The organism is Streptomyces sp. NPDC046866, assembly GCF_040704625.1.
Taxonomy (GTDB): domain Bacteria; phylum Actinomycetota; class Actinomycetes; order Streptomycetales; family Streptomycetaceae; genus Streptomyces.
In genome coordinates, this window is the sequence record NZ_JBEYXN010000032.1 from 48649 (window position 1) to 60038 (window position 11390).

Annotated in this window: 7 protein-coding genes; 5 read left to right on the plus strand and 2 right to left on the minus strand. The window is 72.4% G+C overall.

All coding sequences use genetic code 11. The annotated features are described in order from the left end of the window. Positions 1-52: 52 nt before the first annotated feature. Both lpdA and AB0953_RS31790 read right to left on the minus strand, forming a co-directional pair. On the minus strand, positions 53-1441 hold the full coding sequence (gene lpdA, locus AB0953_RS31785) for a dihydrolipoyl dehydrogenase (RefSeq protein WP_366863041.1): 1389 nt from the start codon (positions 1439-1441) through the stop codon (positions 53-55). A gap of 351 nt (positions 1442-1792) precedes the next feature. Continuing rightward, a complete protein-coding gene (locus AB0953_RS31790) occupies positions 1793-3331 on the minus strand; it encodes a leucyl aminopeptidase (RefSeq protein ID WP_366863042.1) in 1539 nt (512 codons plus the stop codon). A 364-nt stretch (positions 3332-3695) separates the two neighbouring features. Here AB0953_RS31790 and AB0953_RS31795 point away from each other — a divergent pair, with 364 nt between their 5' ends. The 5 genes from AB0953_RS31795 to AB0953_RS31815 all read left to right on the plus strand — a co-directional run bounded on the left by AB0953_RS31795 (position 3696) and on the right by AB0953_RS31815 (position 10547). Next, positions 3696-5708 (plus strand): hypothetical protein, encoded by a 2013-nt coding sequence (locus AB0953_RS31795; RefSeq protein ID WP_366863043.1) that lies wholly within the window; start codon positions 3696-3698, stop codon positions 5706-5708. 224 nt (positions 5709-5932) lie between these two features. Further along, entirely contained in the window at positions 5933-7447 is a 1515-nt protein-coding gene (gene pelF, locus AB0953_RS31800; protein ID WP_366863044.1) for a GT4 family glycosyltransferase PelF, read from the plus strand. After that, positions 7444-9009 (plus strand): hypothetical protein, encoded by a 1566-nt coding sequence (locus AB0953_RS31805; RefSeq protein ID WP_366863045.1) that lies wholly within the window; start codon positions 7444-7446, stop codon positions 9007-9009. Before pelF ends, AB0953_RS31805 begins: the two co-directional genes overlap by 4 nt. A 69-nt stretch (positions 9010-9078) precedes the next feature. Next, the gene (locus AB0953_RS31810) at positions 9079-9726 is read left to right on the plus strand and encodes a spherulation-specific family 4 protein (protein ID WP_366863046.1); all 648 of its coding nucleotides are present in this window, start codon (positions 9079-9081) and stop codon (positions 9724-9726) included. Next, positions 9723-10547, plus strand: a complete 825-nt coding sequence (locus tag AB0953_RS31815) for an endo alpha-1,4 polygalactosaminidase (RefSeq protein ID WP_366863047.1) — start codon at positions 9723-9725, stop codon at positions 10545-10547. The genes AB0953_RS31810 and AB0953_RS31815 overlap by 4 nt, the downstream gene beginning before the upstream one ends. Positions 10548-11390 lie beyond the last annotated feature (843 nt).

An 11390-nucleotide genomic window follows, 5' to 3' on the forward strand; every position in this document is an offset into this window, starting at 1 on the left:
GTTTCAGTTGCTCCTTACGAAAGTGCGGAAGTGGTCGTCGCGCCCGGGACGATCAGTCGTGGGAGTGCAGCGGCTTGCCGGCCAGGGCCAGGTGGGCCTCGCCGAGCGCCTCGTTCTGGGTCGGGTGCGCGTGGATGAGCTGCGCGACCTCCGCCGGCAGGGCCTCCCAGTTGTAGATCAGCTGGGCCTCGCCGACCTGCTCGCCCATCCGGTCACCGACCATGTGGACGCCGACCACGGCACCGTCCTTGACCTGGACGAGCTTGATCTCGCCCGCGGTCTTCAGGATCTTGCTCTTGCCGTTGCCCGCCAGGTTGTACTTCAGGGCCACGACCTTGTCCGCACCGTAGATCTCCTTGGCCTTGGCCTCGGTGATGCCGACGGAAGCGACCTCGGGGTGGCAGTAGGTGACGCGCGGAACGCCGTCGTAGTCGATCGGGACGGTCTTCAGGCCCGCGAGGCGCTCCGCGACCAGGATGCCCTCCGCGAAGCCGACGTGCGCGAGCTGGAGGGTCGGGACGAGGTCGCCCACGGCCGAGATCGTCGGCACGTTGGTCTGCATGTACTCGTCGACCAGGACGTAGCCGCGGTCCATCGCGACGCCCTGCTCCTCGTAGCCCAGGCCCTGGGAGACCGGGCCGCGGCCGATGGCGACCAGCAGCACCTCGGCCTCGAAGGTCTTGCCGTCCGCGAGGGTGACCCGCACACCGCTCTCGGTGTACTCGGCCTTCTCGAAGAAGGTGCCCAGGTTGAACTTGATGCCGCGCTTGCGGAACGCGCGCTCCAGCAGCTTGGAGCTGTTCTCGTCCTCGACCGGGACGAGGTGCTTGAGGCCCTCGATGACGGTGACGTCGGTGCCGAAGGACTTCCACGCCGAGGCGAACTCGACGCCGATGACGCCGCCGCCCAGGATGATCGCGGACTCGGGGACGCGGTCCAGGACCAGCGCGTGGTCCGAGGAGATGATCCGGTTGCCGTCGATGTTCAGGCCCGGCAGCGACTTCGGCACGGAGCCCGTCGCCAGCAGGACGTGGCGGCCCTGGATGCGCCGGCCGTCGACGTCGACCGAGGTCGGCGAGGAGAGGCGGCCCTCACCCTCGATGTACGTCACCTTGCGGGAGGCGACCAGGCCCTGCAGGCCCTTGTACAGGCCCGAGATGACCTCGTCCTTGTACTTCTGCACGCCCGCGATGTCGATGCCCTCGAACGAGGCCTTGACGCCGAACTGGGCGGCTTCGCGCGCCTGGTCCGCGATCTCGCCCGCGTGCAGCAGGGCCTTCGTGGGGATGCAGCCGTTGTGCAGGCAGGTGCCGCCGAGCTTGTTCTTCTCGATCAGGGCAACGTCCAGACCCAGCTGGGAAGCGCGCAGAGCCGCGGCGTAACCGCCACTGCCACCGCCGAGGATCACTAGGTCGAAAACGGTGCTGGCGTCGTTCGCCACGTCACGTCCTCCATGCATGTGCGCCGGGCACCGGTCCTCTGTGACCGGGCGGCGGCTGGTATTCGGCCGCTTGTTTCTTCGGCCCTGTGGTGGGGGCCCTGTCCTGCCGAGAACCCATCTTCGCATTTGTCGGGGGAACGCGGGACGCCGGGCCCGGACTGTGGCAGGTCGTTCTGTCCGAAGGTGGGGTTACCGAGGCGTAGAAACCTACGGATTTCGTTGCGCGGGCACTCCCGGACCACCCCCGGACCCGTCGAGCGGGCCCTGGGGGCCGGGGGTGCGTCGTGCGTCACACCGGGCCGCACCGCTCCCGCCGGGGGTGCGTGCGGTGCGGCCCGTACGGGAGGTGCCTCAGCCGAGGTCGCCGGTGGCGGTGCGCTCGGCCAGCCGCACCAGGGTGCGCACGGCCGAGCCGGTGCCGCCCTTGGGGGTGTAGCCGTACGGGGCGCCCTCGTGGAACGCGGGGCCCGCGATGTCGAGGTGGGCCCACGTGATGCCCTCGCCGACGAACTCCTGCAGGAAGAGGCCGGCCACCAGGCCGCCGCCCATGCGCTCGCCCATGTTGGCGATGTCGGCGGTGGGGGAGTCCATGCCCTTGCGCAGGTCGGCGGGGAGCGGCATCGGCCAGGACGCCTCGCCGACCTCCTCGGCGATCTCGTGGATCGAGGTCCGGAAGGCGTCGTCGTTGGCCATGATGCCGAACGTGCGGTTGCCCAGGGCCAGCACCATCGCACCGGTGAGGGTGGCGACGTCGACGATCGCGTCCGGGTTCTCCTCGGAGGCCTTGGTCAGCGCGTCGCCCAGGACCAGGCGGCCCTCGGCGTCGGTGTTGAGGACCTCGACGGTCTTCCCGCTGTACATGCGCAGGACGTCGCCGGGGCGGGTGGCGGAGCCGGACGGCATGTTCTCGGCGAGCGCGAGCCAGCCGGTGACGTTGACGGGCAGGCCCAGGCGGGCGACCGCGACGACGGCGGCGAAGACGGCGGCGGCGCCGGACATGTCGCACTTCATCGTCTCGTTGTGGCCGGCCGGCTTCAGGGAGATGCCGCCCGAGTCGTAGGTGATGCCCTTGCCGACGAAGGCGAGGTGCTTCTCCGCCTCGGGGTGGGTGTAGGCGATCTTCACCAGACGCGGCGGGTTCTCGGAGCCCTTGCCGACGCCCATGATGCCGCCGTAGCCGCCCTTGAGCAGCGCCTTCTCGTCCAGGACCTGGACCTTCAGGCCGTGCTCCTTGCCGGTCGCCGTGGCGACGGCGGCGAAGGCGGCGGGGGTGAGGTCGTTCGGCGGGGTGTTGATCAGGTCGCGCGCCGTGTTCACCTCGGAGGCGACGACGGCGGCGCGCTCGACCGCGGCCTTGTGCTCCTTGTCGCGCGGCTTGCCGCCGAGCAGGACCACCTCGGCCAGCGGGCGCTTCGGGCCGCCGTTCTTGGCGGCAGCGGAGGCCTTCTTCTCGCCGCCCTGGTAGGTGGTGAAGGCGTACGCGCCGAGCAGCGCGCCCTCGGCGACGGCGGTGACGGCCGAGGCGTCCTCCAGGGGGAGGGCGAAGGCGGCCTTCTTGCTGCCGTGCAGCGCGCGGGCGGCGGCACCGGCGGCGCGGCGCAGGGCCTCCTCGTCGAACGACTCGTCCTGCTCCGGGGCCGGGCCGAGGCCGACCGCCAGCACGACCGGGACCTTCAGGCCGGCCGGCGCCGGCAGCTTGGTGGTCTCGCCCTCGGAGCCGGAGGCGCCCAGCGCGTCGAGCACGGCGGCGAGCCTGCCGTCGAAGGCCGTGTCCACGGCCTCGGCGCCCGGGGCGACGACCGGGCCCTTCGGGCCCTTCGCCACGCCGACCACGAGGGCGTCGGCGCGCAGCGTCGCCGCGCCGGCAGTGCTGAGAGTCAGAGCAGTCACGGTGGTGAGGTCTCGCTTCCGTTTGTGTTGTGGGCCGAGTGGGTGGACGGCCATCCGGAGCGATCGTATTCCGGCCCGACGGCCGCCAGAAATGAGCCTACGCGTAGGCGGTCGTCCGTACGCCACTCGAAGGTTTGGGAGGTTGTTCTATTCCGCGGCCGCCAGATTCACCCATCTGTGGTCTTCGCCCCAGGTTTGGCCCGTGGACCTGACGAGGTCCCGAGAGACTCGAGCCACTCTCGCAAGGGGACGCGGGGTCCCTTTGCATGATTTCCACAGAGCCTCCTCGGCCCGGCCTGCCGCCATGGGCCGCGGTCGAGCAGTGCCTGCGGGGGGAAAGGCCGACATGGTCAAAAAGAACCGGATGAACAGGGTTGCCGCCGCAATGGCCGCAGCCGCCCTGGTATCCGTCGCAACGCCCGCCGCGTCCGCCCAGGCGGCGGCCGCGGCACCGCGCATCGACCTGAAGGTGCTCGTCGTCGACGACGGCGGCAGCTCGGTCGAGGCGATCACCGCGGAGCTCCGCGACACGGGCGTCCCGTACACCCGCGTCCAGCTCGGCAGCAGCGGCCGCCCGGTCATCGACGCGGCCTTCCTCGCCGACACCGTCGACGGCCGGCCGCGCGCGAAGTACCAGGGCGTCGTCCTGCCCAACGAGAACCCCTTCGGCGAGGGTTCCGCCGAGATGGCCGCGCTGACCGCGTACGAGACCGCGTACGGCATCCGCCAGGTCGACGCCTACACCTGGGCCCACCCGGGCGTGGGCCTGGAGTACACCGACAACGGCGGCTACAGCGGGCAGCTCGACGGCACCCAGGCAGCCGTCACCGCCGCCGGCAAGGCGGGCCCCTTCGGCTACCTCGGCGGACAGGTCGCCTTCGAGGACAACTCCGCGCTGGTCCCGGAGAGCTACGGCTTCATGGGCAGGCCGCGCGCCGGCTACACCAGCTACGTCGACGCGCCCGTCGGCTCCGGCCGCGCCTCGCTGGTCGGCGAGTACGCCCACGACGGCCGCAGCGAACTCGTCGTCACCTTCGGCTACAACCAGTACCAGCAGCAGTTCCGGCTCCTCGCCCGCGGCATCGTCGACTGGCTCACCCAGGGCGTCCACCTCGGGCAGAGCCGCAACTACTTCGCCGTCCACGTCGACGACGTCTTCGCACCCGACGCCCGCTGGAACAAGGACCTCAACTGCACCCCCGGCGACTACGCCTGCGCTGGCGGCGAGGGCCGCGAGAGCACCATCAGGATGACCGCCGCCGACGCCCAGTACGCGGCGCAGTGGCAGCAGAGCAAGAACTTCAAGCTCGACCTCCTCTTCAACGCCGGCGCCGGCGAGGAGTGGAAGAGCGAGAACGGCGGCACCGACGCCCTGACGGCCCAACTCGTCGCCGACCGCGCCAAGTACCGGTGGCTCAACCACACCTACACCCACCCCTTCCTCGGCTGCGTCCAGGACACCACGGTCATCCCGTGGACCTGCACCAAGGACGCCACGGGCGCCGTCAACTGGATGAGCCGCGCCGAGATCTCCGCACAGATCCGCGACAACAACACCTGGGCCGCCTCCAAGGGCATCACCACCGACCGGAGCGAACTCGTCACCGGAGAGCACTCCGGCCTCAAGACCCTCCCCCAACAGCCCCAGGACAACCCCAACCTCGCCGGGGCGCTCGCCGACAACGGGGTCAAGTGGGTCGGCAGCGACAACTCGCGCGAACCGGCGCAGCGCCCGGTCGGCGCGGCCCTGACCGTCCCGCGCCACCCGATGAACGTGTACTACAACACCGGCACCAACGCCGAGATGGCCGACGAGTACAACTGGATCTACACCAGCCGCGCCCAGGGCGGCAGCGGCATCTGCGAGGACAACCCGGCCACCTCCACCTGCCTGCCCGCCCCCCTCGACCCGAACACCGGCTACCTGGACTACATCGTGCCCGCCGAGGCGCGCACCGCCCTGCGCCACGTGCTGGCCAACGACCCGCGCCCGCACTACGTCCACCAGTCGAACCTGGCCGAGGACCGCACGCTCTACCCCGTCCTCGACGGCGTCCTCGACACCTACCGCACCCTCTTCGCGCCCAGCGCACCGATCGTCAACCAGAGCATGAAGGACACCGGCGTCGAGCTCGGCCGCCGGGCCGCCTGGGACAAGGCCCTCGCCGACGGCCGCGTCACCGCCTACCGCATCGGCACCACGGTCACCGTCAAGGCGCCCTCCGGCGTCGTCGCCCCGGTCACCGCACCCAACGGCACCAAGAAGCAGCTCCTGCTCGGCACCGCCGACTTCGGCACCGCCTACGCCGGCACCCGCTCGGCCTGGACCGCGCCCGAACTGCTCCAGAGCACGGTCACGCTCAAGCTGCCGAGCTGACCCGACCCGCACCACCCTTTCGTCCGGCCGAGCGGGCCTCGCCCCCCGCTCGGCTGCCGCCTGGCGCGCGTGAGCCGAAGGGAGCCTGCCGCGAAGGCGGGCGAGCGCCCGGAGGAAACCGTGAGGAACGAGCGGTTTTCCGAGGACCCACGCCCGCCGTCGCCGGCCGAGTTTGCTCCCGGAAGCGAACGCGCCCCGAAAAACAGTCCGGGGGGACACAGCACATGAGCCATGGGCGTCATGTCACCATGCTCACCGAAGGCACCTATCCGCACGTCCACGGGGGCGTCAGCACCTGGTGCGACCAACTGGTCCGCGGGATGCCGGAGGTCGACTTCAACGTCATGGCCCTCACCGGGACCGGCCGCGAACCGGTCACCTGGGAGCTGCCGCGCAACGTCTACCGCCACACCGCCGTGCCCCTGTGGGGCCCGCCGCCCGGCCGCACCCGCCGCGCGGCCCTGCGCGGCAAGGCACACCGCCGCTTCACCGACACCTACGAAACCTTCCTGCTCTCCCTCCTCGACCCAGCCCGGGGAGGCTTCTCCGAGGCCCTGCGCGAACTCGCCGTCCTCGCCCGGGCCGGCGGCCTCGCCCCGGCCCTGCGCTCCGAAACGGTCCTGCGGCTGCTCATGGCCGTCTGGACCCGCCCGGGCCTCGCCACGGCCGCCGCCGCGCCCACCATCCACGACGCGCTCACCGCCACCGACCTGCTGGAGCACGCGCTGCGCCCGCTGGCCGTACGCATCCCGCCCGACAGCGTCGCGCACGCCGTCAGCAGCGGCCTCGCCACCCTCCCCGCCCTCGCCGCCAAACACCTCGACCGGGTGCCCTTCCTCCTCACCGAGCACGGCATCTACCTGCGCGAGCGCTACCTCGGCTACCGCACCGCCGCCCAGCGCTGGCCCGTCAAGGCCCTCCTCCTCGGCTTCTACCGCGAACTCAACAGCGAGGGCTACCGGCAGGCCGACCTGATCACCCCCTGCAACCAGTACAACCGCCGCTGGGAGGAGCGCGGCGGCGCCGCCGCCGACCGGATCCGCACCGTCTACAACGGCGTCGACCCGTACGCCTTCCCCGAGGCCGGACCCGAACCCGAGGTGCCCACCCTCAGCTGGTGCGGCCGCATCGACCCGATCAAGGACCTCGAAACCCTGATCCGGGCCTACACGCTCATGCGCGCCGAACTGCCCGCCCTGCGGCTGCGCCTCTTCGGCCCCGTCCCCGCCGGCTGCGAGGAGTACAAGCTGCGCCTGGAGAAGCTCGCCGCCGAACTGGGCGTCACCGACGGCATCACCTACGAGGGCCGCATCGCCCAGGTCTCCCGCGCCTACGCGGCCGGCAGCATCGTGATGCTCTCCAGCATCAGCGAAGGCTTCCCCTTCAGCATCATCGAGGCCATGTCCTGCGGCCGCACCACCGTCTCCACCGACGTCGGCGGCGTCCGCGAGGCCGTCGGGGACACCGGACTGGTCGTCCCGCCGCGCGAGCCCGAGACCATGGCCCGCGCCACCCTCGCCCTCCTCCGCGACGACGCGCGCCGCGCCGAGCTGGGCCGGCTCTCCCGCAAACGGGTCGTGGAGAAGTTCACCCTCCACCAGTCCGTGGACGGCTTCCGCCACATCTACCGGGAACTCGCCGGCCAGCCGGTCCTGCCCGTCCGCGCCGGCGACGACTGGACCCAGCGGCTCGCCGACCCCTGGTACCGCGAACTCGCCGCCGACGGGAGCCTGTGGTGAGCGGATCCCTCTGGCTGCGCGTCCCCGGCGGCGACACCCTGCCCGCCATCCCCCGGCCCCGCCGCACCGGGCCGGGAACCGCCTGCGCCGCCGCCGACCCCATGGAGGAACTCGCCGAGCGCCTCGACGGGTTCATCGCGGCCGCCGTCCACCCAGACGAGATCGCCGCCATCCTCGAATCCGACGGGATGACCGACGAGCACATCCGCCTCACCTACGGCCGCCGGGACTCCTTCGACCTCGCCGAGGCGCTCTACGCCCGGGTGCCGCGCTCCTTCCCCGAGCCCGAGGAACGCACCGACCCCTGGAAGGTGCCCCTGGCCGCCTGCCTGCTGCGCGGGGTGATCTTCGCACTGCCCGGCCTCGCCTACGTCCTGGGCGCCCCCCTGCTGGAGGGGCCGCCCGACCGGCTCGGCCTGCCCGCCGGCACCCTCACCCTCCTCGCCGGGGCGCTCATCGGCTGGGTGTGGGACCAGACCCTGTCCCACCGGGCCTACTCCTGGCTGGGCCTGGGCGACCGGGCCGCCGCCGGGCGGACCCTGCTCGTCGGCGCCCCCACCGGGGCCCTGCTCGGCATCGCCGCCGCGCTCACCGTGCCCGGCGGGCCCCCGTTCAGCTACGCCTTCGCCGCCGGGCAGGCCGTCTACGTCGGCGCCGCCACCGTCCTGCTCGTCCTCGGCCGGGAACGGCTGCTCTTCGCCGCGCTCGCCCCGATGACCGCCGGCGCGCTGCTCGCCCTCGTCACCGACCTGCCGCTGCCGCTGCGGGTGGGCCTGCTGGCCGCCTCCCTGCTGGCCGCCTGCGCCCTCGCCGTACGGGAACTGCCGCTGCCCGACGCGGTACGGGCCGCCGCGCGCAGGATCCGCCGGCGCAGCGAGCACCGGCCGCCGTGGAGCCGCCGCCCCGCCGCGCCCGGCGGCGGCCCGGTCCGCTGGCGGATGCTGCGCGGCGACGGCGAGGAGTACGGCCCGCAGCGGCCGCGGCTCGCCGACTCCGTCCCGTACGGCGTCTTCGGCCTCGGCACCGGCCTGCTGGTGCTGTACGCCGCCCTCGGGGAGGTCCTCGCCGGAGGCCCCGCCGAGGCCGTCGCCGCGCCCTCCGCGGTGGCGCTCACCCTCAGCATGGGACCCGCCGAATGGCTGCTCCACCGCTTCCGCAGCGGCAGCCTCGCCGGGCTGCGGGCGGCCCGCTCACCCCGCCAGTTCCGGCTGCGGATGCTCGCCACGCTGGCCCGCTGCATCGCCGTCTACCTGGCGGTGCTGCTGGCCCTCGGCGTCGTCGGCACCCTGTTCTGGCCGGGCGCGCCGGGCCTGACCCCGGTCCGCGTCGCCACCCTGCTGCTGCTCGGCGGCGTGATGTGGACCGGGCTGCTCCTGCAGTCCTTCGGGGCGGTCCGGGCCGCCGCCGCGGTCTGCGCCTCGGCGGCCCTCGCCCAGAGCCTGGCCCTGCTGCTGGGCCTCGGGCAGCCGCGGCTGGTGCAGCTCGTCACCGCCGGCAACGCCGCCGCCGTGCTCGCCACGCTCGTCTGCCTGCTCCTGGGCCGGGCCACGGCACACCGCTGACTGCCGTGCGTTCCGTCACTCCGGTCGTCACCCCGTCACCCCGTATGACCCGTATGAGAAGAAGGACCCATGCTGCTGGTGCCGCTCTACGAGCACCCCGCCGACCGGCCCGAGGACTGGGAGCTGCTGATCCGCGCCGCGGACCGGCTGCACTCGGTGGTCCTCAACCCCGCCAGCGGGCCCGGCGAGGCCCCCGACGAGCGGTTCGCCGCCGTGGCCCGGCGGCTGTGCGACGCCGGGGTGCCCGTCCTCGGCTACGCCGACACCGACTACGGGCGCCGCCCCCACGCCGCCGTGGTGCAGGACCTGCTGCGCTACCGCGACTGGTACGGGGCCGACGGGGCCTTCCTCGACCAGGCCTCCCCGGAACCGGCCCTGCTCGGGCACTACGGCCGGCTCGCCGTCGCCGCCCGGGCCGCCGGAGCCCGTACGCTCGTCCTCAACCACGGCGTCCACCCGCACCCCGGCTACGCCGAACTCGCCGACCTGCTCGTCACCTTCGAGGGCCCCTGGGACGCCTACCGGGACGCGGTCGTGCCATCCTGGACCGCCGACCACCCCGCCCACCGCTTCTGCCACCTCGTCTACGCCGTCCCCCCGGGCGCACCCGCCGCCGAACTCGCCCGGGAGCGGGGGGCCGCCGTGCACTGCGCGGTCCCGGGGACCGGCGCGCACCCGTGGGGGACGCTGCCGTACGCCCTGGAGGCCGTCCGATGAAACGCCGTCCGGAGCGGCGCCTGCTCCGGCTGCTGCTCCTCGTCCCGCTGCTGCTCCTTGCCGGCTGCACCGCCGGACCGGAAGAAGGCGAGGAGGACGCCGGACCCGCCCCGGCCCCCGGGGAGCGCTGGCTGCCCAGACCGGGCACCGGCTGGCAGTGGCAGCTGAGCGGCCGGCTCGACACCTCGGTGAAGGCGCCCGTGTACGACATCGACGGGTTCACCACCACGAAGGAGCAGGTCGCCGGGCTGAAGAAGGCCGGGCGCAGGACCATCTGCTACGTGTCCACGGGGGCCTGGGAGGAGTTCCGCCCGGACGCGGGCGCCTTCCCGAAGGAACTGCTCGGCAAGGGCAACGGCTGGGAGGGCGAGCGCTGGCTCGACATCCGGCGCACCGCCGAACTGGAGCCGCTGATGGCGGTGCGGTTCGACATGTGCCGGGACAAGGGCTTCGACGCGGTGGAACCGGACAACATGGACGGCTACCGCAACGAGACCGGCTTCCCGCTGAGCGCCGAGGACCAGCTGCGCTACAACCGGCTGATCGCGCGGCTGGCCCACGAGCGGGGCCTGTCGGTCGGCCTGAAGAACGACCTGGACCAGATTTCCGAGCTGGTGGGTGACTTCGACTTCGCGGTCAACGAGCAGTGCGCCCAGTACGAGGAGTGCGAGGAACTGACCCCGTTCATCAAGGCGGACAAGGCGGTCTTCCACGCGGAGTACGAACTCCCGCCGAGCCGCTTCTGCGACGTGTCGCGCCGACTGAAGCTGAGCTCTCTGCAGAAGAAGTACGAACTGGGAGCGTGGCGCCGAACCTGCTGACGGGTTCGGGCGGATGCGGGGGAGCGGGGGGACGCGGGGGTGCGGGGGTGCGGCTCGGGCCCGCCATCCCCCTCGGGGGTACGGGGCGGGCCGGTGGCCCGGGGAGCCGTATCCCCATCAGCCGGATCAGGGAGGGTATGGGGCTTTCCCGTCAGTCTCATCGTCCTTCCGTGTCGGGCCGGCCTGTCAAGGGCGCTCCCTGCGGTCGCGTCGCTACGCGATCGCCTCCGGCGACCCTTGACAGACCGTCCCGCCACGGAAAAACGAAGACTGCCGGGAAACCCCCAAAAGAACGGCACGGGTCCATCTTCGAGGAGCGGCCTCGTCACAAACGTGCGACCAGGCTCCGCCCCGCAGCGCCGGGCATCCGGGCCGACATCCATCCAGCCGCCGTCCGGGGCTGATACCCGCACCAAATGACGAACCGAGAGTCGTTCGGGGCCTTCAGACGCAGCAGATCGCTACGCGCTGCCCCGGTCTCAGCGTCCGACCGCCGTCCGGGGCTGAGAAAGGAGGAGCGCGGAGCAGTCTGCTGCGTCTGCCACCCGCGCCCGTCACTCGGCTCGTCGTTTCGTGCGGGTGTCAGCCCTGGACGGCCGTCGGACGCCGAGAAATGAGGAGCGCGTAGCGATCTGCTGCGCCTGGCACCCCCGCATGTCACTCGGTTCGTCGTTTCGTGCGGGTATCAGCCCTAAACGGCCGTCGGACGCCGAGAAATGAGGAGCGCGTAGCGATCTGGTGCGCCTGGTGCGCCTGGTGGTCCGGAGGGCGGTCTGGTTGTCCCTTCGGGAGGGTGCACGCGCCCCGGCGGGGGATGGGATGGATGTCGGGTCGGATGCCCGG

Bases quoted from the DNA above. Each gene is read 5' to 3' on its own strand.
- pelF (WP_366863044.1), top strand. From the start codon at position 5,933: ATGAGCCATGGGCGTCATGTCACCATGCTCACCGAAGGCACCTATCCG.
- AB0953_RS31810 (WP_366863046.1), top strand. From the start codon at position 9,079: ATGCTGCTGGTGCCGCTCTACGAGCACCCCGCCGACCGGCCCGAGGAC.
- AB0953_RS31815 (WP_366863047.1), top strand. From the start codon at position 9,723: ATGAAACGCCGTCCGGAGCGGCGCCTGCTCCGGCTGCTGCTCCTCGTC.
- AB0953_RS31795 (WP_366863043.1), top strand. From the start codon at position 3,696: ATGAACAGGGTTGCCGCCGCAATGGCCGCAGCCGCCCTGGTATCCGTC.